The organism is Hwangdonia lutea (genome assembly GCF_032814565.1).
GTDB lineage: Bacteria > Bacteroidota > Bacteroidia > Flavobacteriales > Flavobacteriaceae > Hwangdonia > Hwangdonia lutea.
The window spans coordinates 813,761-840,091 of the sequence record NZ_CP136521.1 but is presented as its reverse complement, the minus strand read 5'-3'; the positions used below and the strand labels follow the sequence as shown (position 1 = coordinate 840,091).

Here is a 26,331-nt window from a genome sequence, read left to right as displayed (position 1 = left end):
CTAGCAATTTTAACTTTTTAAAAGCGTTTATGCTATATGCTTTATTTTTTAATTATCGAGACTTATACCTTGGGCAGTAAGGTGATTTTGGGCATTTTGTTTGCGGCATTGGCATATTTGTTTTTACATTATGCTTTTAAAATGACGGAAATGGCCTATGTTTTAAAGCATAAGAAGCCTTTGTATAATCATTTTTATATTTTTTTAAAGCAGCTTAATGAGTCTCAAAAATCAATTTTAAAAAATCAATTTTCGTTTTATAAGAAGTTATCGGATAAAGAAAAAAAATATTTCGAACACCGCGTAGCCTTATTTATTAAAGACAAAGATTTTATAGGAAGAGATGGCAATAGAATTACCGATGAGATGAAAGTGTTAATCTCTGCCACTGCCGTCATGCTTACGTTTGGTTTCAGAGACTTTTATATTGGTGTTATTTCTAAAATTGTAATATATCCTAACAAGTTTTATTCCAATACCAATAAGGCGTATCACCGCGGTGAGTTCAATCCTAAGTTAAAGGCATTGGTGTTATCGTGGGATGATTTTAAAGCGGGATTCAATGATGGCAAGGATAATTTGAATTTGGGTATTCATGAATTTACCCACGCTATTCATATAAACAGCATCAAGGAGCGCGATGTAAGTTCCACCATTTTTAGCGATTCTTTTAAAGAGCTCACAAAACTGTTGTCAACAAATGAAGCTTTACGAAATAGACTTTTAAATTCGGATTATTTCAGAAAATATGCCTTTACTAATCAGTTTGAATTTGTTGCCGTAATCATTGAAAATTTTATTGAAACCCCACAAGAATTCAAGTCGCAATTCCCCAAGGTTTACGCCAAAGTTAAGCAAATGCTTAATTTTAAAATTGCAGGATATTAGGCTTTAAAAAATATCTTGAATCCATGATTTTTATCATACTTTATTCAGTTTTTCATTTATACTTTTAGTGTAGATTTTAAAACGGAATATCATGAGAAAAACAACTCCAGTTTCAGAAATAATGACCAAAAACGTTATCGCTTTAACGCGGTCTGATAATTTAGATAGAGCCGAAATGCTTTTTAAAAGACACAACATTAGGCATATTCCTGTTGTAACCCAAGAGTCAATAATAGGGATGTTAAGCTATTCGGATTTACTTCGGATCAGTTTTGCCGATGCCACAAACGATGAGCGCAATGTAGACGCTGTGGTTTATAATATGTTTACCATTGAGCAGGTGATGACCAAAAACCTGGTAAGCGTAACGAGCGATACATCGATTAAAGAAGTTGCCGAAATTTTAGCCCAAAAAGAATTTCATGCATTACCGGTGGTTGACGATAGTATTTTAGTAGGCATTGTTACCACAACCGATTTAATAAAATATTTGCTTAAGCAGATTTAAGAATTTGCAATCGCTTTTAGGCCTTTAATAGTATCGAGTTGGTTGGTGCTTTTAAAAACATAACTGCCAGCTACTAAAACATCGGCGCCAGAATCAACCAATAGCTTTGCATTTTTATCGGTAACACCACCGTCAATTTCAATGCGTGTTGAAGCGCCTTTTCGGTTTATGAGTGCTTTAAGTTGCTGTATTTTGTTATAGGTATTTTCAATAAAGCTCTGGCCACCAAAACCTGGGTTTACGCTCATGAGGCATACTAAATCTATGTCGTTAATGATATCTTCCAAAACGTTGATGTTGGTATGCGGATTTAAGGCAACGCCAGCTTGCATGCCTTCTGTTTTTATAGCCTGAAGTGTGCGGTGTAAATGGGTGCAGGCCTCATAATGAACCGTTAATATATTACTGCCTAAATTGGCAAATGTTTTAATGTACCGGTCTGGATCTACAATCATTAAATGCACATCAATTGTTTTTTTTGCGTGTTTGCTAATAGCTTGTAAAACGGGCATGCCAAAAGAAATGTTGGGCACAAAAACACCGTCCATAATATCAATATGAAACCAATCAGCTTCACTTTGGTTAACCATTTCTATGTCGCGTTGAAGGTTGGCAAAGTCGGCTGCTAAAATGGATGGGGCAATTAATTTAGAACTCATTGTTTGGTATAATTTATTGGCGCAAAAATAGTATAAAAAAACAAACCCGCGGTAATCAGCCGCGGGTTCTTTCATCAATCAAAAAACGAACAGTTATGTGAAACTGTTTGTTGTCGTAATTTAGTCGTAATTTTATTACTAACCTAAATAAGTTTTTAATATTTTACTTCTAGACGTATGTTTTAGCCTACGAATAGCTTTTTCTTTTATTTGTCGTACACGCTCACGAGTTAAATCGAAAGTTTCTCCAATTTCCTCTAAAGTCATTGGGTGTTGGTTTCCAAGTCCAAAGTATAAACGAATAACATCTGCTTCACGAGGTGTTAAGGTTTCAAGTGCTCTTTCAATTTCAGTACGTAGTGATTCGTGTAATAATTCCTTATCAGGATTTGGCGATTCACCACTATTTAATACATCGTATAAGTTAGAGTCTTCGCCTTCAACCAATGGCGCATCCATACTTACATGGCGCCCAGAGTTTTTCATGGATTCTTTTACATCGTTAATCGTCATATCCAACTCTTTTGCGATTTCTTCAGCAGAGGGCGGACGCTCGTGACTTTGTTCTAAAAAGGCAAACGTTTTATTGATTTTGTTGATAGAACCAATTTTATTTAGCGGTAAACGTACAATACGCGATTGTTCGGCCAAGGCTTGTAAAATCGATTGACGAATCCACCAAACAGCATAAGAAATAAATTTAAAACCACGTGTTTCATCAAAACGTTGAGCCGCTTTAATTAAGCCTAAATTACCTTCGTTAATTAAATCTGGCAACGTAAGTCCTTGGTTTTGGTATTGCTTAGCTACCGATACTACGAAACGTAAATTAGCTTTCGTTAACTTTTCTAAAGCTATTTGGTCTCCAGCTTTAATGCGTTGTGCTAATTCTACTTCTTCGTCTGCGGTAATTAAGTCAACTTTTCCTATTTCTTGAAGATATTTGTCTAACGATGCCGTTTCTCTGTTGGTAACCTGCTTCGTAATTTTAAGTTGTCTCATGTAATGTTCTCCTTTATTTTTTAAGGATTTCTAATCCTGCTTCTATAGTTATACGTGTGAACTTCAAAAAATGTTACAAAATAATCCAAGTATTTTAATGGCGTTCTTTTTTAAGACCCCAATGGATTAAAAAAGTCACATTTTCCAATTATATTTTTAATGAGAAGTAATGAAGCAATCGTCACAACAGGATTATAGCTATTTTGAGTGTGCGGGTTTCGAATCAGATTAACCTAAATTTTTATTGGCTTTTTGTTGCTTAAGTTTACCGCGTCAAGCATGTCTTGCGTGTATTTATAATGACCTCGAGCGGTAATTATTTTAAAGCGGTGGGATTTTAAGTTGCTTAAGGTGTTTAAAAACAGCCATTTAGACTTTAGTTGTTTGGGTTTTTCAGATTTTAAGCTTATGTCGAAATAATGCTTTCTGCCCTCTTTTGTAGCAACAATATCTGGAGTTACACTAATATCGCTTCCTACTTTTGAGAATGATTTTGGTGTTTCGTAACCATCAATATCGGCTTTAATGTTTTCAAAACCACGGCTTTCCAAATAGGCGATTGAATTTTCTAAAACGTCTGAGTATTTGTCTTTATCTGCTTTTATCATAGCTAGTAATATAATGATTATTAACGGAATAGCAAATTTTTAACACGATTTAACATTTTGTGAAGGGTTCTTCATTCAAAATCAATAGAGGACATTATTGACAAAATAAAGAGCTCTTAGTCGATTAAGTTGGTTGAAGGTTCAGCTAATTTAAAATATATGGAAAACTCACTGCCTACATCAACCTCGCTGGTAACAATAATTTTTCCTCCCATAGACTCAATATGGGTTTTAGTAATAAATAAGCCAATACCAATGGCATCTTCGTTGCAATGAAACGTTTTGTACATTTGAAACAGCTTGTCGCCATATTTATCTAAATCTATTCCTAGGCCATTATCAGCAATGTTTAAAACCACATAATCATTTTGTATGTTGGCTGTAAGTTTTATTTCTGGCAGTCTTTTATCAGATCTGTACTTTATGGCATTGGTTAAAAAGTTTAAGATAATGCTATCTAAATATGCGGGGATCCCTTTTACGCAAAAGTTTTCATCAACATCATTAATAATAGTTGTGTTAGTGTTTTTTGCAATGGCCTTAATATTGTAAATGGCCTTTTCAACATAATCGTATAAGTTTAAAGTTTCGGTTTCGCTTTCGTCGATTTCTTTAATTTTAGCGACTTGGGTTAAGTGTGCCATGGTTTCCTGTAAATTTTCGATGGCTTTTTTTAAAAGCACAAAATTTTCATTTTGATTTAACAACGAGAAATCTTCTTCTAAAAATTCGGCTAGCATCGATAAATTACCTGAGTGCGAGCGTAAATTATGCGTAATGATGTCGGCAAAGGCTGTAAGTCGTTCGTTTTGCTCTTTTACCACGCTAAGCATCATTTTTAATTTATCTTGACTTTTTTGGTGGTTTGTAACATCTGTAAATTGCCAAATCATGTGTGGGCGTCCTTCTTTGTAACTTACCAACGACACATATATTAAAATGGTAATAACCGAACCGTTTTTATGGAAATAACGTTGCTTAACACGGTATTTGTCTATTTTTCCCTGAATTAGGCTTTCATGCTTTTTTTCGTGAACACCAAGGTCTTCCCTAAATATGATATCATCAATATTCATGTTGAAAAGTTCTCTTCTTGAATACCCAAAAATTTCGCAAACGCTATCGTTCACTTTTAACCAATCGCCCTCTAAATTTAAAATGGCGATACCATTATAAGTGTTATTAAAAATGCGTTCAAGGAAATAAGAGGTATCTGAAAAGGCACCTTGAGGTTTTACTGTTTTCATCTGTTAATCTTTTAAATTAATTTATAGTTGCTATTAATTAAAAGGGGTTGGTTAACGATAAAAAACTTAATGCGTATTAAGCACATGTAAAAGTTACAAAAAAATTCGTAGACACACAAAAAAACACTACATTTGCGGCTCGAAAGAAGGACTTTCGTGTGCATAACAATCATTTACAATAATATTAGCATGTATTTAGATCAAAAAGAAAAAGAGAACATTTTTAAAAAACACGGCAAGAATGCGAAAGACACTGGTTCTGCAGAAGGACAGATTGCATTGTTTACCTACAGAATTAACCACTTAACAGAGCACTTAAAAAATAATCGTAAAGATTATAATACAGAGCGCTCGTTAGTGAAGCTAGTAGGAAAGCGTCGTGCTTTACTAGATTATTTAACTAAGAAGGATATTTTAAGATATCGTGCCATAGTTAAAGAATTAGGATTAAGAAAATAAGAAAAAGAGGCCTTTTAGCCTCTTTTTTGTTTTAGCGTTAGGGATTGCAGCGGCATCCTTTTTTGCCATTAAAAGCAAAAAAGATATAGTGGAAAGTCCGACCTTTAGGTAACGCCCAAATTATTTAAATACGTTACGACGTCATTACGAGGAGGTAACGACGTGGTAATCTTTCCAAAAAGGGCAGATTGCCACATCACGCAAAAAAAGCGTGACGCGCAATGACAAAAGAGAAGAAGCTAATTATAGTTTTTCATTGGTCAAACACACAACAACTACACACAACACAACGACCATTGTTTAACACGATTTGAGCATGATTGTGCTCGAATTACAAGAAAAAATTTATGATTCCAAAAGTTTTTAAAGAGGTCATTGACCTAGGAGACGGTAGAGAAATTTCTATCGAAACCGGAAAATTAGCAAAACAAGCGCATGGTAGCGTTGTAGTGCGATCTGGAAAATGTATGTTATTATGTACAGTTGTTTCCAATTACAAACAGTCGGATGTTGACTTTTTACCGTTGACCGTAGATTACAGAGAAAAATTTGCTGCCTCGGGACGTTACCCAGGTGGTTTCTTTAAAAGAGAAGCAAGGCCTAGTGATGGTGAAGTATTGACAATGCGTTTGGTAGACAGGGTACTACGTCCGTTATTTCCAAAAGATTATCACGCTGAAACTCAGGTGATGATACAATTAATGTCTCATGATGAGGACGTTATGCCAGATGCCATGGCAGGATTAGCGGCCTCAGCAGCTATTCAATTATCAGATTTTCCATTTGAATGCCCAATCTCTGAAGCAAGAGTTGGTCGTATTAATGGCGAATTCATTATTAACCCAACACGTGCTCAATTAGCAGAATCTGATATCGATATGATGATTGGAGCCTCTGCCGATTCTGTAATGATGGTTGAAGGTGAAATGGATGAGATTTCTGAAGAAGAAATGGCAGAAGCTATTAAGTTTGCACATGAGGCCATTAAAGAACAATGTGCTGCTCAAGTAAGATTGGCAGAAGCATTTGGAAAGAAAGAAGTTCGTGAATACGCTCCAGAAAGAACCGACGAGGATTTAGCGAAGAAAATTCATGATATGGCTTATGATAAAGTGTATGCTATAGCAAAAGCAGGATCTGCTAAACACGAAAGAAGCGCTGCGTTTGAAGCCATCAAAGAAGAAATCAAAGCTACGTTCAGCGAAGAAGAGTTAGAAGACTTTGGTGGATTAGTATCAAAATATTATTACCAAGCTGAAAAAGCGGCTATTCGTGATTTAACCTTAAATGAAGGTTTACGTTTAGATGGTAGAAAAACCGATGAAATCAGACCCATTTGGTGTGAGGTTGATTATTTACCATCAACACATGGTTCTGCACTTTTTACACGTGGTGAAACACAAGCATTGGCTACGGTTACTTTGGGTACGTCAAGAGAAGCTAACCAAATAGATATGCCATCTTACGAAGGTGAAGAGCGTTTCTATTTACATTATAACTTTCCTCCATTTTCAACCGGTGAAGCGCGACCCATACGTGGCACATCGCGTCGTGAGATAGGACATGGTAACTTAGCACAACGTGCTTTAAAAGGTATGGTGCCAGATGAGAGCCCTTATACCGTACGAGTTGTTTCTGAAATATTAGAATCCAACGGTTCGTCTTCAATGGCAACGGTTTGTGCCGGAACTATGGCATTAATGGATGCCGGTGTTCAATTGATAAAACCAGTTTCTGGTATTGCCATGGGATTGATTTCCGATGCTGAATCAGGAAAGTATGCGGTTCTTTCGGATATTTTAGGTGATGAAGATCATTTAGGTGATATGGATTTTAAAGTAACCGGTACCGCAGATGGTATTACCGCTTGCCAAATGGATATTAAGGTAAAAGGTCTTTCGTATGAAATTCTTGTAAATGCCTTGAAACAAGCTCGTGATGGCCGTTTACATATCTTAGAGAAATTAACAGATACCATTGCTGAGCCTAATGCCGAGGTTAAAGAACATGCGCCAACAATGGTTACAAGACGCATCCCGAATGAGTTTATTGGAGCCTTAATTGGTCCTGGTGGAAAAGTAATTCAGGAATTGCAAAAAGAAACGGATACAACTATTGTTATTAACGAAGACCCTGTAACCGAAGAGGGTATTGTTGAAATTTTAGGTGTTGGCAGTAAAGGTATTGATGCTGTTTTAGCAAAAATAGATGCTTTATTGTTTAAGCCTCAAGTGGGTAGCGTGTATGAAGTTAAGGTCATTAAAATGCTTGATTTTGGTGCAGTAGTAGAATATACTGAAGCTCCAGGAAATGAAGTGTTATTACATGTTTCTGAATTAGCATGGGAACGTACTGAAAACGTATCGGATGTTGTGAAAATGGGTGATGTTTTTGATGTGAAATACTTTGGTATTGACCCTAGAACCCGTAAAGAAAAGGTGTCTCGTAAAGCTATTTTACCAAAACCTGAAGGTTATGTGGCAAGACCACCTAGAGATAACAACAATCGTGGTGGACGCGACAACAGAGGTAGAGACAATCGCGGACGTGATAATCGTCGTGACGACAGAAAACCTAGAGAAGGTAAGAAAGAGGATTAATCCTTTTTAAATCCATAATTTAATAAAGCCTGTTTCTTCCCATTACTTTGGGACTGAAACAGGCTTTTTGCTTTAGTATTATAAAAACTTGTAGAAAACTTTATTTTTTAAATGATTATGTAACCTGATAAAAAAAACCAAAACCACACTAGGGAAAAGCCTTTTTGAACTGTTATATAAATAAATGTAAGATTTGACGCAACCTTTTGTTACGTTTTGTATCTATAGAGTAACAAACATTCTAAAAGCATGAAAATACTTGTAATTATAGCCATCCTTATTATTGTTAATTTGATTCTTTTGGCTTTTAGTGTAAACAAAAAAACAGAACCTTGAAAACAATAAGGTTCTGTTTTTTAAAACGGAATTATTAATAACACTTAATTAATTCACTTCTGGCAAAAAACTATAGTTTTTGCTGTATTCTAGCATTTGTCCGGGAAATGTTTCTGGCTGAGTCACCTTAATACTTGTAATTTCTCCGGCTTCATTTTTTTCGGCAACTAAAACAGGGTTTACAAAACCACTGTACGGCGCTGAGGTAAACTGTTTGTTTCGTTCTAAAACTTCAGCGTGGATAGTTTGGTCTACTTTTACGCCGTAATCTTCCACTAAAGCTTCAACTGCGGCATAATCACCTTCAGATTTTATACGCTGGGTTTCGCGCAATAACTGTCCGAATAAATCGTGTAACTTATCGTAATCATTAATATTAAAATAAGTTTTCCCGTCGCGGTTTACTTTTTCAATTACATTATCCGCTTTTCCTTTTTCGTAAGCCCAAGCCGAAACATACTGTCTGTTACGCATGTGCGCTTCTTCAACATCATCGCCTAAATTTAAACGGATTAACTGTGTCATCAGTCCATTTCTAATATAACCATCATAAGCAGCTTTTCCAACGGCTTTCCAATCTTTAACCAAGCCTAATTCCTGTAATTTAGGATGGTATAAATAGTAAAGCCCAACCAAATCTGCACGACCTTCTTCAAGTGTAGAGGCATAGTTTTTTAGGGTTTCCTTGGTTTCGCCAACGCCAGGGTTTAATTGCCCCGATGCGTGCCCAATAACTTCATGCAACGCCGTATGTAATTTATCGGCTAGTTGCCCGTGTGCTTCTTCTAGTTTTAATTCTTCGTCGTCATGCACAAATTCTTTTAATCGTCCTGTGCTACCTGCATTGTTGTAAGCGTGAATAATGTTTCCTAAAGACACCGATTTACTACCAACAGCAGCACGAATCCAATTCGCATTAGGTAAGTTTACACCAATTGGGGTACTTGGAGAGGCATCGCCAGCTTCTCCGGCAACATTAACCACTTTGTAGGTTACGCCAACCACATTTTTCTTTTTATGGGTGTCCATTAACGGTGCGTTGTCTTCAAACCATTGGGCATTATCCGATAATACCTTCATTTTTTGAGACATATCAAAATCATTGATTTGAACGATACTTTCATAAGAACCTCTATACCCAAGTGGATCGTTGTAGACTTCAATAAAACTATTAATATAGTCTATATTGCCTTCGGTTGCCGCGGTCCACGCAACATTGTAGTCGTCCCAAGTTTGTAAATCGCCTGTTTTATAATAATCGATTAATAATCCAAGTGCATTGCCCTGGGCTTCGTTTTCAGCTACGCCTTTTGCCAATTCCAACCACTTAACAATTTCATCGATTGCAGAACCATATAAACCACCAGATTTATAAACACGTTCTTTTAATTCACCATTTTCTTTTACCAACTGAGAATTCAATCCATAAGATAAAGGCTTCTTAGGATCTGGAGATTTCATTTTTCCGTAAAATGTCTCAACATCTTTGTTGGTAACATTTGGGCCATAAAAATTAACTGCTGAAAGTGCGACATTATCAACGCCTTTGGCCTGATTTACTTTTTTGGAATCGGCATCGTTGAAAATAACATCAAAAGCTTCACCTTCTAAAGTGGCGCTGGTTTCAGCTAATAAATCTTTTAAATAATCTGAAGAAAATTCAGGTTTTAACTTATCATTGGAATAGTGGTGATGAATACCATTGCTAAACCAAACACGTTTTAGGTAGGTTTCAAAAGCTTTCCAATCATCGGTTGATTTATCGCCTTTAAAATTGGCGTAAACATGCTCTAAAGCTTTTCTGATTTTAAGATTATGTCGGTAATTTTGATCCCACATAATATCTCTACCTGCCAATCCTGCTTGGGTTAAATAATACACCAGCTTTTGCTCTTTTAAAGTGAGTTGTTCCCAGCCTGGAATTTGATAGCGCAATATTTTAATATCTGCAAACTGTTCAACATTATAATTAAATGCTGTGGACTGATTTTCTTTAACCCTATCGGTTTTCTTTTCAGATTTGTCATTTCCGCACGATAACAAAAAGGTTGCTGCTAGAGCAAAACTTAATACTGATTTTAATTTCATGAGTGTTTAATGTTTTGGTTATTCCCTAAAAAAGAGCCAATTAAGCTTAAGGAATTTATGATATTTTCAAAATAAATAAGCTCCATTGTATTATTTTTATTTTTAGAGTAGCAAATGTAATAATTTATTAATCAAAACCTGTTGTGCATTTTGGCAGAATTCTGTCAATTCGAGTGAGTTTTACGATTGAAATGAGTGAAATTTGTATCGAGAATAAGAATTTTTGAACCATAAATGGGTTCTAGATACATTTTTTCGTTCCTCAAAATAACTCGAACTGACATATTGAAATTATTTTCATTCAAAATTCATAACGGGTTAATCAAAGATTAAAATGATTATATTTGATTTCAACATTTATTATAATTTTTTAAGATGAAAATACTAAAATACATTCTGTTTTTATTACTTATTGGCATTATTGGAACCGCCATTTATATTGCCGTTCAGCCCAATGAGTTTCAAGTGACCAGAACACGTACCATTAAAGCACCGGCTCCTGTTATTTACGATAATGTTATCGATTTTAAAAACTGGGAAGCGTGGTCGTCTTGGGCTGAAGACGATCCGGATATGACCATTACTTTGGCCGAACAAACCAAAGGCGTTAACGGGTCTTATTCTTGGGAGGACGAAGATGGTGTGGGCACGATGGAAATTACAGATGCTACACCTTATACTTCCATACAGCAACGCATGCAGTTTGCTGAATTTCCGCCATCGGATGTGAGTTGGGATTTTAATTCGAACGATGATGGCTCAACAGACGTTACATGGACAATTATGGGAAAAGACTTGCCCTTTGTTTTTAAAATGTTTTCGGTTTTAATGGGCGGCATGGAAAAACAAATTGGCCCTCATTACGAGCGAAGCCTTGAGAAATTAGATAGTATTGTTGTGAATAGTATGGAGGCTTTTACCATAAATATAGATGGCATTACCGAATATGGCGGCGGGTTTTATATGTATAAAACAACATCGGCAACGGGTATAAACATTAGTCAAATTATGGGCAAGCAATATGGTGAAATAATGGGGTATATGGCAAGCCACTCCATTAAACAAACGGGTATGCCGTTTACGATTTATCATAATATGAATAACCCCGAAAATGGCATTATTATGAGTCAAGCCATACCCGTGCAAAACAAAGTTACGGTTACCGGTGAAAGCAATGTGCTTTGTGGGTACATACCTAAAACGAAGGTTTTAAAAACAACCTTGATGGGCAATTATACCAATTTGCCAAAAGCATGGGAAGCCACACAAAAATATTTGGCACAAAACAAAATCGAGCAATCGGATATTCTTCCTTTTGAAATTTATCAAACCGACCCCGGGGAAGTGCCAAATCCAGCGCATTGGATTACCGAAATTTATATCCCTATAAAAGAATAGCCTTATAAATGAAACAACTTTTATTGGTTTTTGTTGGCGGAGGTTTTGGTAGTGTGTTACGCTTTGTAATTGGCAAATATTTAAACTCTACCGAAACAGGTATACCTTATGGCACTTTTGCTGCAAACATATTGGGCAGTTTGCTTATTGGTATCATTTTAGGGATGGCAGCAAAAAACGATACGCTCACCCAAAATCAAACCTTGCTTTTGGCCACGGGTTTTTGTGGTGGCTTTACAACCTTTTCAACCTTTGCTTACGAAAACCATGTGTTTTTAAAATCTGGTGATTTTACAAGCTTTGCGCTATATACTGTGGGGAGTTTTGTAGTGGGGTTTTTAGCAGTGTTTTTGGGGATGTTTTTGGTGAAATGAGATTTGACTTTATCAGAAAAAAACATAGCTTCGTTTACTTGTGCAGTCCTAAAAGCTGTCGGAATTGTTATAGTAATGACGGATATAGAATCATTAAAACGAAGCATAGGTACGAGTTGTAGTACATTTGAGAAAAAACCAAATAGATGAAAGAAACAGCAAAACTATGGAAAGAATATAATATAACAACCGAGTTATTAAAACAGCGTTTAGGTAGGACTTCAAATTTACTTGGGGAATATGCGGAGTATTTAGTGAATGAACATCTGAAAGGAGAACTTTTGACCGCATCAAATGCAAGTGCGGATATTCAATCACCAAATGGAAATTTATATCAAGTTAAATCTAGAAAAATTTCGAGTAATTTAACTACTCAATTGAGCATTATTCGTTCTTGGAATTTTGACTATTTAGCAGTTGTTCTTTTTAATAATAAAGGTTCCGTTATTAAAGGACTAATCTGTTCAAAGTCGATTTCAGAAAAATATGGAACTTATAACGAACATCAAAATGGTTGGGTAATTTCAACAACATACAGTTTTTTAAATGACGAAAATCATATTGATATAACGAATCAATTGAGGGAATTAAACAATGAAAAACCGATTGAATTGGAAAAATCATTACCAAATTTAAACCTAAATAGAAAATCTAAGAAAACTGAATATTCAAAATTCAATCAAAAAGAACAAGAAATAGACAAAGTATATAGAAAAATTCCAAAATGGTTTAAAAATCCTGATTTTATATGTTCTCGAATTTTAATAGTCTTCTTGGAATTGGAAAAAAAATATGGCTCTGTAAAATATGATTTACTCGCGGATTATTGTTCTGGTATAAAAACATTTAAATCCAATTTTGCTCAAATGAAAAATTTTGGAGAAAAGAATCACGGAAAAGTGTTTGAACAAAATGGTTCGATAATTATACTTTGGAATCCAGTAAAGAAAAAAGTGATTTTGGAATTTAAAAAACACTATGAATCAATAAAACGCACTACAGCACCGTTTAAAATTAATTGCAAGCATTAGCCCGCTAGCGAAAACCCTAAAGGATTTTCTATTTGTTTTGTATTTGCTAAATTAGTTGCTAAACCACACAACTGGTAATGCACAATAACACCATCAAAAAAACCTCCAAATCTCAATCCTTCCCAAAAGCCTTAACCCCAGCTTCAATCCTGGTTTTTAAATAGTTTTTCCGTGGTACAATGGGGCAAGAATATTTTTCGTTATACGCACAATAGGGGTTATAAGCTTTATTAAAATCTATAATCATGGTATCGCCTACGGGTATTCTGGCATCAATATAGCGTCCGCCACCATAACTTTCCAACCCGTTGGTTTCATCTAAAAAAGGTAGGAATAAATAATCTTCATAGCCTTCTTCATTAATTAAACCTTGATTTTGATATATGTTTAACTTGAAGTTTTTTCCTTTTAAATCAAAATTCAATTCGCCATATTTCACATATTCCGGCGTTCTATCGGTGGTGGTTTTCATTTTAAAAATGGGCTCGTTGGGCGTTCTTTTAAAATCTGCGGTAACCACATAAGTAGAGTCGAACTTAAAAAAATCCAAACCCTTAAAACCCTTTCGGTCTTTATCTTTTAATGGTGATGTTGTGGCATCCTTAAAATAAGAATTTTGCTCTTTCTGAAATTCGGTTTCACCCAAAACAGGACTTTTTTCTTGCCCACAAGCCACTACCGAAATGAGTAAAACGGCTAAAACTATTTTTTTCATTTTTAAAATTTATTGCGTTTCAAAAATGCAACTTACAAATATTTTATATAGATTTGTTGCTTACAATAAAGAAAAATGAATAATAACGTCACTATTTATAGAAAGCAGTGGACCTCTTGTTTAAAGGCAAGTTGTTGGACTTATTATATAATGTGGTGATATGATTATAAAATATTACAATATTAAAAAGTCCGACTTCACAGTCGGACTTTTTATTTTTAGTCCTCTTTCAATTTAAAATTTATAGCGTATAGAAACAACTTTAACAACCAAAACCAATGAAAATATTATTCAACAATTACCTCGAATCTTTTAAAGGCCTATCGAAAGAAATTTGGTATCTCGCTTTAATATCGTTAATTAATAGAGCGGGCACTATGGTAATTCCGTTTTTGTCGCTATACCTAACCAAAAACCTAGGTTTTAGTAAAGATGATGCGGGTTGGATTTTGGTTTTCTTTGGTTTAGGCTCGCTTATTGGCTCGTGGTTAGGCGGTTGGTTAACCGATAAAATTGGTTTTTATAAAGTGATGGTTTTAAGCCTATTTGTTACCGGAATTGGTTTTATTGGCTTGCAATACGTTACATCGTTTTGGGGTTTGTGCTTTGCCATATTGTTTATCATGGTAGTAGCCGACACGTTTCGGCCAGCATTATTTGTATCGCTAAAGGCGTACAGTAAACCGGAAAACCAAACCAGGTCGTTGGCTTTAATTCGATTGGCCATTAATTTAGGAATGGGTGTTGGCCCAACATTGGCAGGCTTAATAATTGTTATGAAAGGTTATAATATGCTGTTTTGGATTGATGGCTTAACCTGTATAACGGCCATTGTTTTATTTAATATTTTGGTAAAAGAAGTTAAGCATAAACCGAGTGCAGAAGAAAGCGAAAAGATTATAAAAGCTAAAAATGTAATTTACAAAGATACCTCGTATTGGATATTTATTGCGATATGCTTTTTAATGGGCATGACGTTTTTTCAATTGATAGTGACTATGCCTATCTATTACGAAGAGCAATTTGGTTTAAACGAATTTAACATCGGACTCATTATGTTTATAAATGTGGCTATTATTGTTATTTTCGAAATGCCATTCATACATTTTTTGGAGAAAAAAAGTTTAAAATCCACGCAATTTATTATAGCATCTTGTATTTTGTTTGGGCTGAGTTTTTACGTGCTGTACAACAATTTCTGGTTAGGCATTTTAATAGTGAGCATGGTTATTATTACGTTTGCCGAAATGTTAGGTTTTCCTTATACTAATGCCTTTGCCTTAAAGCGTGCAAAAGAAGGTTTCGAGGGCAGTTATATGGCATTGTACGCCATGGCCTTCTCTTTGGCACACATTTTCAGTTCTAAAATCGGCTTGAGTATTGTAGATAATTTTGGCTATCAAATCAATTGGTTGGTTACGGGCTCGTTTGCAGCCCTTGCCACGGTACTCGCCATGTGGTTGCATAATAGGGTAAGAGATGAAATATAATGATGAAATTTGAATAATAATTTTGAAAGAAAGGAATAACTATGAGTATGATTGAAAAATGGGAGAAACTACCGGTTTTTAAAAAAGCTATGGAAATACAGAAATTGGTTGACCATATTGTTGAATGTGTTGAACAGTCTGATATTGAATTTGAAAATGAAATAGAATCGGAAATGATAAAGAACAACCTACGGTATTTAAGTGAAAACGCCATGATAATACCTGCAAAAATTGCTGGGGCTGCATCCGAAGATATGCTTTATGATATAAGAATGGAAAACGCCGCCATCATTAGAAAATCCGCCAGAGAACTCATTACCGATGCTAGAGGCATACAAATGCACGGTTTTAAAGATATTGAATATTTAGACTTGCTGAGAAATGAGGTTGAGGCATTTAGGGTTTTATTTGCAGAATGGGTAAAAACCTTTGATTGTTGGAATTATATTATCGATAGATGGGGGCTTTTTAATCCGCCAGGAATTAATTATGATGATAAAGATCCTGATGATGATTTGCCGTTTAATTTAGATGATTTTGAAGATTAACCACTTACTCAATAGGCTTAATCTCCTTGTGTTTTACTACTCGCGATAATACAATTTGCGTTTTACTTTCACCGTAAATTATAAGCTGGTCAATAAACTGTTCTAAATGTTTTTGGTTTTTTAAAACCACTTCCATCACTATGTTTTCGTCGCCCGTAATCCGATAGCAATTTATAACTTCGTCGTAGGTTTTTACTTTTTCCAAAAAGGGTTTTAGTTTACCCATAAAAGCACGTAAGGTGATAATGGCTTTAAACTGATACCCTAATTCAAATGGCGAAACAATGGTTTTGTAATCTTCAATAACACCCAAATCTTCCATTTTTTTAATACGCTCGGAAACCGCTGGCGAACTAACCCCAACCTGCCGTCCAATCTCCGCATTAGATTGTCTAGCATTCTGTTGCAAACACTTTAAAATCTTCTTATTTAGGCTATCAATACTCATTTAATGAAATCAAATAATAAAACATTAATATTTAAAGCAAATATACGTATTTACTTTAAAATCAAAAGAACAATGTGAGTTCTTGTGAGTAATTTTGATAAAATTGCTTAAGAAAAAATAAAATGTCAACGAATACCCCACAAAACCTATCGGAATTACCGATTTATAAAAAAGCATTGGATATTTTTGTGTTATCACAAAATATATCTTCCTATTTAAATCACGATTTATCTGTTTTAAAAGAGGATGGGTCTGAAGATTCTAATATTTATTTTTCCGGTGATATTGTTCAGCAATCAGTTTCCTTAGCGCCCGAAATTGCCAATGCGGAATTAGAGCGTTATTCAGAAAAAAAACACAAGCACATTGCTTCGCTTAAGCGTATTACAAACTTACTTTACAAAAACTCGTACCGCTTAGAACGAGCGAATAGTAATGGTAAAGATTTTTTACCCATTTTACGTAAAGAACTCAAGAAATTCAAAAAACTGCAACGCACTTGGTTGCTGACTTTGTAATGTGTCTGAGGGGTCTTTCTTTTTCTTTTTTAATATTTAACAATGTCAGTATCTGAGTTTTTTTTCAGATATCGATTGGCAAGTATTTTCAACACTGTTTTAAATTTCAAAAACGTCTTGTTGGTATAGCAAGTAGCAAAATTACTTTAAAAAGAACTTAATGGCAACAATGCCTAGTATAAATGCAATAAAGGCGATCAACATCCAAAAACTACCTTTGTAAAAGCGCTGGTGAAGCTTTAAATCTTTGCGGTAGGAAAAACCAATAACAACAGCAAAAACAATAAAAAATAAAACTCCAAAAATGATTTGACCTTTACTAAACATATAGTTATTTTTATGCAAATTTAATTAATAAGAACGATATTTTCGCTGTTGCGGAAATGAAATAAAACATTAAATGAAAAATAAAATTGAGGCCGTAAAAGCTTTTCATACCGCATTTAAAATTGGGCACAGAGAAACACCGAAAGCCGATTTGGGAATGGCCAAAAATATGCTGCGTTACAAATTGATGCGAGAAGAAAACGAAGAATATTTGGAAGCGGCAAACAATAATGATTTGGTAGAAGTGGCCGATGCCCTTGGCGATATGCTTTACATTTTATGCGGAACGATTATTGAACACGGGATGCAACATAAAATTGAAGACGTGTTTAACGAAATTCAGCGAAGCAATATGAGCAAGTTGGGCGAAAACGGACAGCCTATTTATCGTGAAGATGGTAAAGTGCTTAAAGGCCCAAATTATTTTAAACCCAATATTGAATCTATTTTAGATAAATAAGTTGACACATTTTCACGAATTGACACTAATCGTTTGTACCGTTATTAGTGTCAATTCGTGAAACTTGTGTCTTTTTGTTAAATTACTTTATAACGCCATCCAAAAGGATCTTCAACCTTGTTGGTTTGTATGTCGGTGATACGTTTCTTTAAGGCATCGGCATAAGTGTTTTCCAATTTTGGTAAATCAAAATCTTCATTTTTATAGCCAAAACCAGATATTGGAGAAATTACAGCAGCGGTTCCTGCACCAAACATCTCTTTTAAAGAGCCATTTTTAGCAGCTTCAACAACTTCGCTAACCGTAATTTTTCTAACCTCTACGGGAATGCCTTCTTTTTCAGTTAATTCAATAATGCTTTTACGGGTAATTCCATCAAGGATTCTGTCGCTCGTAGGGCCCGTAATAAGGGTGTCATTTATACGAATAAATATATTCATCGCACCCGCTTCTTCAATATATTCATGGGTGTTATCGTCGGTCCAAATAACCTGTTGGTAGCCTTTTTCAATAGCTAATTGCGTGGGGTAAAACTGTCCGGCATAATTACCGCCTGCTTTGGCAAAACCAACGCCACCATTAGCAGAACGCGAATATTTTTCTTCAATTAAAACTTTTAATTCTCCAGCAAAATACGAACCCGAGGGTGCGGTAGCAATTACAAATTTGTATTCATCGGCAGGCGAGGCATGAAACCCCTTTCCTGTTGCAAAAATAAAAGGTCTGATGTATAACGAACTGCCTTCATTTTTAGGAATCCAGTCGCTGTCAACCTTTAAAAGCGCTTTTAAACCTTCCATAAAATAAGCTTCCGGTAATTCAGGAATCGCTAAACGCTTAGCTGAAATGTTCAATCGTTTAAAATTATCTAAAGGACGAAAAAGTAATATGTTGTTATCACCATCTTTATAGGCTTTCATGCCTTCAAAAATAGACTGCCCATAATGAAAAATCTTAGCCGAAGGGTCTAAAGTAATAGGGGCGTAAGGCACCACTTTCGGCGCTTGCCATTTACCGTCTTTATAATCACATTCAAGCATGTGATCAGAAAATGTTTTTCCAAAGCTTAAATGGTCAAAATCTACTTCATTAATTTTGGAATGTTTGGTTTTTATAACCTCGATATCATTCATTAAAGCATTCATAATTTACGTTGTTTTAGGCTGCAAATTTAAGGAAAAACGCAATTAAAAATGATATATTTGCAACAAATCGTTTAAAATTGAAAATTATATATAATGAAACCAATAACTTTAACAATTATCTGTCTGTTTGTGTTAAATTCTTGTAAAAACAAAGTAGAGAATCCACAAGAAAAGCAAATTGAAACTGAAAAAGTGGACTATGCATCTTTTGGAAACACTATAATTGCTGATGATGCGGTTGCCGCGGCATCTATGGCGTCGCATTATAAAACCATGAGCGTTGGCGACAGCATTAACTCTAAAATGACTGCAACCGTTAACAAAGTGTGCCAATCTAAAGGTTGTTGGATGACTTTGGATTTGGGCGATAACGAAGAAGTGATGGTAAAATTTAAGGATTATGCCATTTTTATGCCTAAGGATATTGCGGGAAAGGAAGTGATTATTAATGGTATAGCTTATGTGACTGAGGTTTCGGTTGATGAGCAGCGCCACTATGCCGAAGATGAAGGGAAGTCTGCCGAAGAAATAGCGAGCATTACGGAGCCTAAAAAAACATATTCTTTTGAAGCCGACGGCGTATTATTAAAACAATAGTTTGCAGCGTAAAATTGTAAAAACGGCCGATGGCTCAACAACCATTCATTTACCGGAATGGGACGAGCAATACCACTCCAAGCACGGTGCCATACAAGAGGCTTATCATGTGTTTGTAAAACACGGGTTGCATTATTTTGTTGAATTAAAGCAAAGCGAAGCATCTCAAAAAACAAAGGATGATATTGTTGTGGGGGAGTCGGAAAAGTCCAATAATATTTCGATATTAGAAATTGGTTTCGGCACGGGTTTAAACGCTTTTATTACGTTATTGGAAGCTGAAAAGTTAAAGACTAATATGGTTTATTCTGGTGTTGAGGCTTATCCTGTTTTAATGGATGAAATCAATCAGTTAAACTATCCCATAGAACTAAAAGCTGAAGACAAAAGCGCGATTTTTAAAGAGTTGCACGAAGTTTCTTGGGAAGCATTGCATAAAATCACAAGGCATTTTTCATTAAAAAAGCAAAAGCGATTTTTTTCAGAAATTAAAGAAAAGTCGCATTACAATATTATTTACTTTGATGCTTTTGGAGCCCGTGTTCAACCGGAATTATGGACTGAAAGCATTTTCCAAAACATGTATGATGCTCTTAAGGTTAACGGGGTTTTAGTAACCTATTCCGCTAAAGGGAGTGTTAGGCGTGCTATGGAGGCTGTAGGTTTTAAAGTTCAGCGATTGCCAGGGCCTCCGGGAAAACGTGAAATGTTACGCGCTTGCAAAAAAGCCTAACATTCAGCGCCTCCAAAAAGAAAGATTCAGAGGGCAACCAAACAATCGGCAAACTCAAACCAATAGCGTGTTAAACCCAATGGCGCACTTTAAAATTTAAGCTCGATTTCGGGGAGTTGTAGTGTTATAAAACTTCAATTTTATTTCGGCTCAATTTTATTTTGTTTTCGTTCTCCAATTGTTTTAACAAACGCGAAATAACCACACGAGACGTATGTAAATCTTCAGCAATATCTAAATGTTTTACAATAATGGTTTTTGAGCTATTCAACTTTGTTTTATGGATTAAATACTTGTACAAACGCTCGTTCATTTTCATAAAGGCAAGGTCGTCAATGGTTTCAAGCATTTCACTAAAACGAGATTGGTAGCTTTCTAAAATAAAATTCCGCCAACTTTCGTTGTTATGAAACCACTTTTGCATTAATGCCACCGGTATCATGACTAAATTTGAATCTTTTTCGGCCACTGCTCTCACCTTACTTTTTGAGCTGCCCATGCAACAGGTAAGCGACATGGTACAGGTTTCTCCAGTTTCTAAAAAGTAAATGAGCAAATCGTTCCCGTCGTTATCTTCCCGAAGTATTTTGATACTGCCGCTTAATAATAGCGGAATGTGCTTTAAGGTTTGATCGATATCGATAACAATATCCTGCTTTTTAAAGGTTTTAAAAACACCCGATTGATAGATTTCATTAATGAGATCATCATCTAAAAGGTGGTTGAAGTTTTGTTGTAGTAATTCTTTAGACATGCTCAAAAATAACCATTTTGAAATTTGAAATAAAAGTTTGGTGGGGTTTTAATAAAAAATGTATATTTGCATCCACAAAAAAGGCCATGTGGCGCAACTGAATAGCGCACTTGATTACGGCTCAAGAGGTTGCAGGTTTGAATCCTGCCATGGTCACGAATAAATGAAAAAAGCAAAAAGAAAATTGAGTTTACTCAAAATTTTCTTTTTGCTTTTTTCATTTTCAAAGCGGAGCTGTGAAGGATGCGCGAAGCGAATCCTGTTTGTGAAATTTGATAATTACATGAATACTGCTTTTTAAAAAGTTTGTATTATGCCGCTTCGGTTACAAAATATTTTAAGAAGCTGTCTTGAAAGTGTTTAGAATTTAATTTATCAGGTTGAACTTATCGAAACCGATATTGATTATCAAATAAGTTAAAAAACTTCAACAAGCTAAATACTGCAAAGAATTGGATTTTCAGGTAGCCTCTTGTGCTTTACAATACATTTTATTTCCCCTTTTGCGCCGTTTAGTTTAAATTTGTGTGTTATTAATCATTTACTAAATAAGGATGTCGAAATTATTTGCGCTAAAAGGAAAAATACAACATTACGCTTGGGGCGGAACTCACTATATTCCACAATTATTAGGAATAGAAAGCAGTACCGAAAAATGTGCCGAATATTGGTTGGGCGCTCATGCCAATGCGCCTTCTGTAATAACAACTGCTAACGGATATCAAAATTTAGATAGCCACATAGCATCCAATCGCATTGAAAGTTTAGGAGCGGAAATTGCTGAAAACTTCGGACGGTTACCTTTTCTTTTTAAGGTGTTGGATGTAAAGGATATGCTGTCCATTCAAGTGCACCCCACCAAAATAGAGGCAGAAAAAGGGTTTAAGCGCGAAAATGAATTAGGCATCCCGTTAACAGCGCCTCATAGAAATTATAAAGACGACAACCATAAGCCAGAAATTATGGTGGCGCTTAGTGAGTTTTGGTTGCTACACGGTTTTTTGCCAAAAAATGAATTGATTGAACGGTTAAAAACCACCCCAGAATTTGTCGATTTATTACCTGTTTTTGAAGAAGCGGGCTATTTTGGTTTGTACAAAACAGTGATGGATCAGTCCGACGACGACAGCAACCGCATTTTAAAACCCTTGGTAAATCGGATTATGCCATTGTATTCACAAGGAAAGTTAGATAAATCCACACCCGATTATTGGGCGGCCAAAGCTGTGGATACTGCAGCAGATACAGATGTTTTGGACAAAGGCATTTATTCCATCTACTTTTTCAATATTGTTAAAACCAATATAGGTGAAGCTGTTTTTCAAGATGCCGGAATTCCGCATGCCTATCTCGAAGGACAAAATATGGAGCTCATGGCTAACTCCGATAATGTGTTACGCGGTGGTTTAACGCCAAAACACGTTGACGTTCCCGAGTTGTTAAAGCATGTGGCTTTTGAGGAAACCATACCAAATGTGATGCAGGGTACTTTGCAAGACGATAATATTGAGCGCATTTATAAAACACCGGCACCCGATTTTGAATTGAGTAAAATAGATTTAAAACCATCGGAAACCTATCAATCGAAATCAAAAACAGCACAAATTTTAATTGTTATTGAAGGTGAAGCTAAAATTACTTCAAACGGAAAAACGTTGCATATCGGCAAAGGCGAATCGGTGTTTTTAGAGGCCAATTGCGAGTATAGCATCGTTTCGCAATCTACCGCAACCCTGTATAAAGCAACGGCGCCATAAAAAGAAAATCAATCCAAAGCATTTTTTGTAACGTAAACGCGCCAACCAATAATAGCCATTTGTAGTTTTGTGGCTTTTGCCAAATCCAGTTGCCGTTTAGAATAACTTGGTAAGACTAGTTTGTTAACCTTTGCTAAAAATTTGAATACTTGCTTTTTCATTTTTAAAACCCTTCTTTAAAAAAGGTAAAAATAGTAAAACTTATTCTAGACTAAGTTTTACTTTTTTTGGTGTTATATAATTGAGATTATAACTAAAATAATATCAATCATAATTTTTGCAAGAGTCATCATAATTTTAGGGTTTTAAAGGTTAGTAAATGTTGATACCATTTCCAACTCAAAATAATTTGTTAAAAATTGCTCTTTTTTTTCTGATGCTTCAAAATAAAAAGGAACCGTAGCTTGGGCTATGCTTTCATTTTCTTTATCGCCTAATAAAAAAATAACTGCTTTTTATTCAAGTCATTTTAAATCAGAAATGGTATTGTTATATCAATGTTTTTTTAAGATATATGTTTTGGAATATATCCACCAAATGTTTTTATGTAAATCTGCGAAGTTGAATGTAGATTTGTAATTGAAAAGATGATTTTAATTTTAGTATTTATGTGACTGTCTTTAATGAAGTTGTAAATTGAAACTATAAATGGTTATAATTATTTTAATTCGTAATAATTGTAGGCGTTTTTTTGAATGATTATAAAAAACCAAGGGGGCTTTCGTTAAAAAATTAAAGAAAATTAACGATTTCATCTTTTTTGTTGAATTTAATGCATAAAAAAAGACACCCATTTTGGAGTGTCTTTAAGTGCTGAATTTAGATGTATTTAGTTTTTCTTTTTGGAAGTAATTTCAACCACGCCATCTTTTGCTTTTTTTCCGTATTTATCAATAGCCGATTCGCCTTTAAGTACCGTTACGCTTTCAATATCGTTTGGATTAATGGCGTCCAATTTATTTTTTTTAATTTTTTTACCGTCTAAAATATACAATGGTTCTTTATCACTGTCTGTAGAAATATGGATTTTATCATTGCCATTACTTTTGCCAATAGTTTTGATTTTATATGATTTGCCTAGAGGTTTTCCACTTTTTAAAATAATAACATCTTCAGCTTCATTGCTGCCGTCGCTTTCAACAATAACTTCAACATTTTCATCATGGTCTTCATCAGAAATAACTTCAACATTACTATGGCTTTCAACAATAGCATATTTACCTTTTTTGCCATCATTTTTATTAAAATGAATGCTGTCAGCTATAAGTGCTTTTTGGTTTTCATAAAAATGTATAGAATCAGAAGTTATAAACACATAACCGTTTTTGTTTTTAGAATGTAAAGTGTCTATCACTTTACCTGATTTAGAGATAACATATTTGGTTTTTATTTCAGTGCCAAAACCAAACCCTTCGCTATTTTGCTTGTAAGTAAAAGACTTAATGGGTTTGTCGCCATTTAAGCTATAATTGCCAGAGCCATTTTCGGTTTTAAATTCAGCAAAAATACCGATGATTTCATTTTTTGAGTTTCGCTTTATTTTACTGAATTTTAAAGACACACCCTTTTCTTTTCCTTTTTTAATGGCATTTTCAAAATCTTTATCGGTGAAATTTTTGGTAATGGTTACGCTAAAAGATTTGATTTTTTGAGTGTTAGGTTTTTGTTTTGCAGTAGTTCGCTTGAGTTTCGTTTTAGAATTATGTGAGTTTTTGCTACTGCCAAAATCCAAGGTTTTGGAGTTGTTAAAATCAAATTCATCATTAACTGTTTTTATGTGTTCAATACCTCCAACTCCACAAGTTTCTTCGTGTTTAAAATAATAAAAAGGTTCGATTGGTGACTGATCGCTATTATAAATACAACTACCACCTTCAGTTTCAAATTTCGTTATAATTTTTGTAATTTCTCCTTTTGCATTTCGTTTTAATTCTGAATATGTAAAAACAACACCCATATTCTGTAGCTTTTTTTTAATCTTGTTTAAATCTTTATCCGACAGATTTTTTCTAAAAATTATTTTTATTTTATCATTCTCTTTTCTGATTTCTTGCTGTACTACTTTGTTTGTAGTTTTATTTGAACTATCATTGTCCAAAACCTTTTCAACATAAACCTTCTCCGTATTAAACCCCATTAAAAACAGGGCGAGAAAAGGCAAAACCAAAGTGTATTTTAAAAGATTGATTTTTTTCGATTTTGATTTGTGTAACATAACGATTCGTTTTTTGATTAATGAATTATAAAAATTATTGGTGATGGCCATGTGCTGATTGGGCACACTTGTTTTTAATAATAAATGCTGGTAGCTCTTTTTACAGCCCGATTGTTTTTGCGCTTTATAATCGGCAATAAACTCCAGGTTTTGCTGTAAATCCTTTTTGTAAAACCACGTAATGGGGTTAAACCAAAATATTATGGCGGCGATTTGCGATATTAAAATATCAATGGAATGGTATTGTTTTACATGCACTTTTTCATGGGCGATAATATGCTGCAACTCCGTTTCTTTAAACTGATTTTGATTAAAAACAATCCATCTAAAAAACGAAAAAGGAGGCGTTTCCTTTTGGGTTTCAATAAATGTAAATCCGTTTTGCTTATGCTTTTTGTTTTTCACAATTAGTAAAGCTAAGGAGCCCAATTGCATCAAAAACCTAACGGAAAACAAAACAACGCCAATGGTATAAATAACAAAGGCAAGGTGCCATATATTAAAAGGCGTTTCGGGTGTTTCAGCCAAAACAGAAGCATCGTTAATTACAAAATTCTGGATGGGCATAGGCGTATACTCAATATAAATAGGGATCACAACATAGGGCAGCGCAAAAGCGGTAACCAACCCCAAAAGTAAAAACCAACGGTTGCTTTCAAAAAAGGTGTCGCGCTGTAAAAACAGTTTGTAGCACAGGTAAAAAATGGCAATAACGGCACTGGCTTTAAGTAAATATTCCATGGCTATTTTTGTTTTTCAATTAAAGCGATTATCTCCTTAAGCTCGTCCACGCTTATCTTTTCCTCTTTGGCAAAAAACGATACTACGTTTTTGTACGAGTTGTTAAAATAGTTGTTTATGGCCGCCGTCATAAACCGTTTTCTGTAATCCTCTTTGGTCACAATAGGGTAATATTGGTGCGTTTTTCCGTAGGCATTGTAAGCCACATAACCCTTTTCTTCCAGGTTCCTGATTATGGTCGATAGCGTGTTGTAATGCGGTTTGTCGTCTGTAATTTCAGCAAGCACATCTTTTACAAAAGCCTTTTTTAGCCTCCATAAAATATGCATAATTTCTTCTTCTTTGTTTGTTAGCTTTTGCATCGAAAATTTAGTTTTTATTGGTCCACCAATCCCAATAGCTATCGGGAGGAAATATCGTTATTCCAAGTCGTAATTATTTGGGCGTTACCTACGTTCCATACCTACAAGGTTGAAAAAAACCTTGCAGGAGTCACTTCGGTCGGGCTATCCGCTATATCTTTTTTACGAAAAAGTAAAAAAGGATGCCGCTTCTATCCCTAACGCAACACAAACTTATAACTATTTTTATAGTTATACAACTAAAATAATAGTTATTTAACTAAAATTTAAGTTTTCAGTGTCTGTTTAAAAATCGTAATTCAAAAATCGTTAATCGTAATTTC

26 protein-coding genes and 1 tRNA gene are annotated in these 26,331 nt (G+C 34.8%); 15 read left to right on the top strand and 12 right to left on the bottom strand.

Features of this window, described 5'->3' with window-relative positions; genetic code table 11:
- Positions 1-36: 36 nt before the first annotated feature.
- Both RNZ46_RS03625 and RNZ46_RS03620 read left to right on the top strand, forming a co-directional pair.
- Positions 37-888, top strand: a complete 852-nt coding sequence (locus RNZ46_RS03625) for a zinc-dependent peptidase (RefSeq protein WP_316984022.1) — start codon at positions 37-39, stop codon at positions 886-888.
- A gap of 91 nt (positions 889-979) precedes the next feature.
- The gene (locus tag RNZ46_RS03620) at positions 980-1,396 is read left to right on the top strand and encodes a CBS domain-containing protein (RefSeq protein WP_316984021.1); all 417 of its coding nucleotides are present in this window, start codon (positions 980-982) and stop codon (positions 1,394-1,396) included.
- Here RNZ46_RS03620 and rpe read toward each other — a convergent pair.
- From rpe to RNZ46_RS03600, 4 genes are all read right to left on the bottom strand, one after another.
- Entirely contained in the window at positions 1,393-2,055 is a 663-nt protein-coding gene (gene rpe / locus RNZ46_RS03615; RefSeq protein ID WP_316984020.1) for a ribulose-phosphate 3-epimerase, read from the bottom strand. The two genes, RNZ46_RS03620 and rpe, sit on opposite strands and share 4 nt — an antisense overlap.
- Before the next feature lie 138 nt (positions 2,056-2,193).
- Positions 2,194-3,057 carry a sigma-70 family RNA polymerase sigma factor gene (locus RNZ46_RS03610; RefSeq protein WP_019387909.1) on the bottom strand — a complete coding sequence of 288 codons (864 nt, stop codon included), beginning with the start codon at positions 3,055-3,057 and terminating at the stop codon, positions 2,194-2,196.
- Positions 3,058-3,290: 233 nt separating this feature from the next.
- Positions 3,291-3,665, bottom strand: a complete 375-nt coding sequence (locus RNZ46_RS03605) for a hypothetical protein (RefSeq protein WP_316984019.1) — start codon at positions 3,663-3,665, stop codon at positions 3,291-3,293.
- A gap of 116 nt (positions 3,666-3,781) precedes the next feature.
- Positions 3,782-4,912, bottom strand: coding sequence for a sensor histidine kinase (locus RNZ46_RS03600; protein ID WP_316984018.1), 1,131 nt, complete (start codon positions 4,910-4,912; stop codon positions 3,782-3,784).
- A gap of 189 nt (positions 4,913-5,101) precedes the next feature.
- On the opposite strand from RNZ46_RS03600, the gene rpsO reads away from it, so the two are divergent.
- Together rpsO and RNZ46_RS03590 are read left to right on the top strand one after the other, a co-directional pair.
- Positions 5,102-5,371 (top strand): 30S ribosomal protein S15, encoded by a 270-nt coding sequence (rpsO, locus tag RNZ46_RS03595; protein ID WP_316984962.1) that lies wholly within the window; start codon positions 5,102-5,104, stop codon positions 5,369-5,371.
- A 347-nt stretch (positions 5,372-5,718) separates the two neighbouring features.
- Positions 5,719-7,971 (top strand): polyribonucleotide nucleotidyltransferase, encoded by a 2,253-nt coding sequence (locus RNZ46_RS03590; protein WP_316984017.1) that lies wholly within the window; start codon positions 5,719-5,721, stop codon positions 7,969-7,971.
- Positions 7,972-8,355: 384 nt separating this feature from the next.
- Here RNZ46_RS03590 and RNZ46_RS03585 read toward each other — a convergent pair whose 3' ends face one another.
- Positions 8,356-10,395: a dipeptidyl-peptidase 3 family protein gene (locus RNZ46_RS03585; protein WP_316984016.1), complete on the bottom strand. Its 2,040-nt coding sequence runs from the start codon at positions 10,393-10,395 to the stop codon at positions 8,356-8,358.
- A 375-nt stretch (positions 10,396-10,770) separates the two neighbouring features.
- Between RNZ46_RS03585 and RNZ46_RS03580 the strand changes: the two genes are divergently transcribed.
- From RNZ46_RS03580 to RNZ46_RS03570, 3 genes are all read left to right on the top strand, one after another.
- Positions 10,771-11,793 (top strand): SRPBCC family protein, encoded by a 1,023-nt coding sequence (locus tag RNZ46_RS03580; protein ID WP_316984015.1) that lies wholly within the window; start codon positions 10,771-10,773, stop codon positions 11,791-11,793.
- 8 nt (positions 11,794-11,801) lie between these two features.
- On the top strand, positions 11,802-12,167 hold the full coding sequence (gene crcB, locus RNZ46_RS03575) for a fluoride efflux transporter CrcB (protein WP_316984014.1): 366 nt from the start codon (positions 11,802-11,804) through the stop codon (positions 12,165-12,167).
- Between the two features lie 146 nt (positions 12,168-12,313).
- Positions 12,314-13,198 carry a hypothetical protein gene (locus RNZ46_RS03570; protein ID WP_316984013.1) on the top strand — a complete coding sequence of 295 codons (885 nt, stop codon included), beginning with the start codon at positions 12,314-12,316 and terminating at the stop codon, positions 13,196-13,198.
- 112 nt (positions 13,199-13,310) lie between these two features.
- Here the strand turns inward: RNZ46_RS03570 and RNZ46_RS03565 are convergent, their stop codons facing one another.
- Positions 13,311-13,913, bottom strand: a complete 603-nt coding sequence (locus tag RNZ46_RS03565; RefSeq protein ID WP_316984012.1) for a DUF1684 domain-containing protein — start codon at positions 13,911-13,913, stop codon at positions 13,311-13,313.
- Positions 13,914-14,191: 278 nt separating this feature from the next.
- Between RNZ46_RS03565 and RNZ46_RS03560 the strand changes: the two genes are divergently transcribed.
- Positions 14,192-15,403, top strand: a complete 1,212-nt coding sequence (locus RNZ46_RS03560; RefSeq protein WP_316984011.1) for an MDR family MFS transporter — start codon at positions 14,192-14,194, stop codon at positions 15,401-15,403.
- A 41-nt stretch (positions 15,404-15,444) separates the two neighbouring features.
- Positions 15,445-15,951 (top strand): hypothetical protein, encoded by a 507-nt coding sequence (locus RNZ46_RS03555; protein ID WP_316984010.1) that lies wholly within the window; start codon positions 15,445-15,447, stop codon positions 15,949-15,951.
- Between the two features lie 4 nt (positions 15,952-15,955).
- Here the strand turns inward: RNZ46_RS03555 and RNZ46_RS03550 are convergent, their stop codons facing one another.
- The gene (locus tag RNZ46_RS03550) at positions 15,956-16,399 is read right to left on the bottom strand and encodes an Lrp/AsnC family transcriptional regulator (RefSeq protein ID WP_316984009.1); all 444 of its coding nucleotides are present in this window, start codon (positions 16,397-16,399) and stop codon (positions 15,956-15,958) included.
- Between the two features lie 122 nt (positions 16,400-16,521).
- Between RNZ46_RS03550 and RNZ46_RS03545 the strand changes: the two genes are divergently transcribed.
- Together RNZ46_RS03545 and RNZ46_RS03540 are read left to right on the top strand one after the other, a co-directional pair.
- Entirely contained in the window at positions 16,522-16,917 is a 396-nt protein-coding gene (locus RNZ46_RS03545) for a hypothetical protein (RefSeq protein WP_316984008.1), read from the top strand.
- 400 nt (positions 16,918-17,317) lie between these two features.
- Positions 17,318-17,704 (top strand): nucleoside triphosphate pyrophosphohydrolase family protein, encoded by a 387-nt coding sequence (locus RNZ46_RS03540; RefSeq protein ID WP_316984007.1) that lies wholly within the window; start codon positions 17,318-17,320, stop codon positions 17,702-17,704.
- A gap of 77 nt (positions 17,705-17,781) precedes the next feature.
- Here the strand turns inward: RNZ46_RS03540 and RNZ46_RS03535 are convergent, their stop codons facing one another.
- The gene (locus RNZ46_RS03535) at positions 17,782-18,849 is read right to left on the bottom strand and encodes a branched-chain amino acid aminotransferase (protein WP_316984006.1); all 1,068 of its coding nucleotides are present in this window, start codon (positions 18,847-18,849) and stop codon (positions 17,782-17,784) included.
- A gap of 93 nt (positions 18,850-18,942) precedes the next feature.
- Between RNZ46_RS03535 and RNZ46_RS03530 the strand changes: the two genes are divergently transcribed.
- Complete coding sequence (locus RNZ46_RS03530; RefSeq protein ID WP_316984005.1) at positions 18,943-19,446, top strand: DUF4920 domain-containing protein; 504 nt, start codon at positions 18,943-18,945, stop codon at positions 19,444-19,446.
- 1 nt (position 19,447) lies between these two features.
- On the top strand, positions 19,448-20,179 hold the full coding sequence (gene mnmC2 / locus RNZ46_RS03525) for a tRNA (5-methylaminomethyl-2-thiouridine)(34)-methyltransferase MnmC2 (RefSeq protein ID WP_316984004.1): 732 nt from the start codon (positions 19,448-19,450) through the stop codon (positions 20,177-20,179).
- A gap of 124 nt (positions 20,180-20,303) precedes the next feature.
- Here mnmC2 and RNZ46_RS03520 read toward each other — a convergent pair whose 3' ends face one another.
- Complete coding sequence (locus RNZ46_RS03520; protein WP_316984003.1) at positions 20,304-20,933, bottom strand: Crp/Fnr family transcriptional regulator; 630 nt, start codon at positions 20,931-20,933, stop codon at positions 20,304-20,306.
- 82 nt (positions 20,934-21,015) lie between these two features.
- Here RNZ46_RS03520 and RNZ46_RS03515 point away from each other — a divergent pair.
- Positions 21,016-21,089, top strand: a tRNA-Arg gene (locus RNZ46_RS03515).
- A gap of 398 nt (positions 21,090-21,487) precedes the next feature.
- A complete protein-coding gene (gene manA, locus RNZ46_RS03510) occupies positions 21,488-22,690 on the top strand; it encodes a mannose-6-phosphate isomerase, class I (RefSeq protein WP_316984002.1) in 1,203 nt (400 codons plus the stop codon).
- A gap of 8 nt (positions 22,691-22,698) precedes the next feature.
- On the opposite strand, the gene RNZ46_RS03505 is transcribed toward manA, so the two are convergent.
- The 3 genes from RNZ46_RS03505 to RNZ46_RS03495 form a co-directional block, all read right to left on the bottom strand.
- The gene (locus RNZ46_RS03505) at positions 22,699-22,851 is read right to left on the bottom strand and encodes an SsrA-binding protein (protein WP_316984001.1); all 153 of its coding nucleotides are present in this window, start codon (positions 22,849-22,851) and stop codon (positions 22,699-22,701) included.
- Positions 22,852-23,519: 668 nt separating this feature from the next.
- The gene (locus tag RNZ46_RS03500) at positions 23,520-25,646 is read right to left on the bottom strand and encodes a M56 family metallopeptidase (RefSeq protein ID WP_316984000.1); all 2,127 of its coding nucleotides are present in this window, start codon (positions 25,644-25,646) and stop codon (positions 23,520-23,522) included.
- Positions 25,647-25,648: 2 nt separating this feature from the next.
- Positions 25,649-26,008, bottom strand: a complete 360-nt coding sequence (locus RNZ46_RS03495) for a BlaI/MecI/CopY family transcriptional regulator (protein ID WP_316983999.1) — start codon at positions 26,006-26,008, stop codon at positions 25,649-25,651.
- Positions 26,009-26,331: the final 323 nt, after the last annotated feature.

Coding starts and splice junctions, on each gene's coding strand:
- RNZ46_RS03580 (WP_316984015.1), top strand. CDS start 10,771: ATGAAAATACTAAAATACATTCTGTTTTTATTACTTATTGGCATTATT.
- RNZ46_RS03520 (WP_316984003.1), bottom strand. CDS start 20,933: ATGTCTAAAGAATTACTACAACAAAACTTCAACCACCTTTTAGATGAT.
- RNZ46_RS03505 (WP_316984001.1), bottom strand. CDS start 22,851: ATGAAAAAGCAAGTATTCAAATTTTTAGCAAAGGTTAACAAACTAGTC.
- RNZ46_RS03605 (WP_316984019.1), bottom strand. CDS start 3,665: ATGATAAAAGCAGATAAAGACAAATACTCAGACGTTTTAGAAAATTCA.
- rpsO (WP_316984962.1), top strand. CDS start 5,102: ATGTATTTAGATCAAAAAGAAAAAGAGAACATTTTTAAAAAACACGGC.
- RNZ46_RS03590 (WP_316984017.1), top strand. CDS start 5,719: ATGATTCCAAAAGTTTTTAAAGAGGTCATTGACCTAGGAGACGGTAGA.
- RNZ46_RS03495 (WP_316983999.1), bottom strand. CDS start 26,008: ATGCAAAAGCTAACAAACAAAGAAGAAGAAATTATGCATATTTTATGG.
- RNZ46_RS03550 (WP_316984009.1), bottom strand. CDS start 16,399: ATGAGTATTGATAGCCTAAATAAGAAGATTTTAAAGTGTTTGCAACAG.
- RNZ46_RS03500 (WP_316984000.1), bottom strand. CDS start 25,646: ATGGAATATTTACTTAAAGCCAGTGCCGTTATTGCCATTTTTTACCTG.
- RNZ46_RS03555 (WP_316984010.1), top strand. CDS start 15,445: ATGAGTATGATTGAAAAATGGGAGAAACTACCGGTTTTTAAAAAAGCT.
- RNZ46_RS03545 (WP_316984008.1), top strand. CDS start 16,522: ATGTCAACGAATACCCCACAAAACCTATCGGAATTACCGATTTATAAA.
- RNZ46_RS03560 (WP_316984011.1), top strand. CDS start 14,192: ATGAAAATATTATTCAACAATTACCTCGAATCTTTTAAAGGCCTATCG.
- crcB (WP_316984014.1), top strand. CDS start 11,802: ATGAAACAACTTTTATTGGTTTTTGTTGGCGGAGGTTTTGGTAGTGTG.
- RNZ46_RS03570 (WP_316984013.1), top strand. CDS start 12,314: ATGAAAGAAACAGCAAAACTATGGAAAGAATATAATATAACAACCGAG.
- RNZ46_RS03625 (WP_316984022.1), top strand. CDS start 37: ATGCTTTATTTTTTAATTATCGAGACTTATACCTTGGGCAGTAAGGTG.
- RNZ46_RS03565 (WP_316984012.1), bottom strand. CDS start 13,913: ATGAAAAAAATAGTTTTAGCCGTTTTACTCATTTCGGTAGTGGCTTGT.
- RNZ46_RS03585 (WP_316984016.1), bottom strand. CDS start 10,395: ATGAAATTAAAATCAGTATTAAGTTTTGCTCTAGCAGCAACCTTTTTG.
- RNZ46_RS03530 (WP_316984005.1), top strand. CDS start 18,943: ATGAAACCAATAACTTTAACAATTATCTGTCTGTTTGTGTTAAATTCT.
- RNZ46_RS03620 (WP_316984021.1), top strand. CDS start 980: ATGAGAAAAACAACTCCAGTTTCAGAAATAATGACCAAAAACGTTATC.
- RNZ46_RS03535 (WP_316984006.1), bottom strand. CDS start 18,849: ATGAATGCTTTAATGAATGATATCGAGGTTATAAAAACCAAACATTCC.
- RNZ46_RS03540 (WP_316984007.1), top strand. CDS start 17,318: ATGAAAAATAAAATTGAGGCCGTAAAAGCTTTTCATACCGCATTTAAA.
- RNZ46_RS03600 (WP_316984018.1), bottom strand. CDS start 4,912: ATGAAAACAGTAAAACCTCAAGGTGCCTTTTCAGATACCTCTTATTTC.
- RNZ46_RS03610 (WP_019387909.1), bottom strand. CDS start 3,057: ATGAGACAACTTAAAATTACGAAGCAGGTTACCAACAGAGAAACGGCA.
- manA (WP_316984002.1), top strand. CDS start 21,488: ATGTCGAAATTATTTGCGCTAAAAGGAAAAATACAACATTACGCTTGG.
- rpe (WP_316984020.1), bottom strand. CDS start 2,055: ATGAGTTCTAAATTAATTGCCCCATCCATTTTAGCAGCCGACTTTGCC.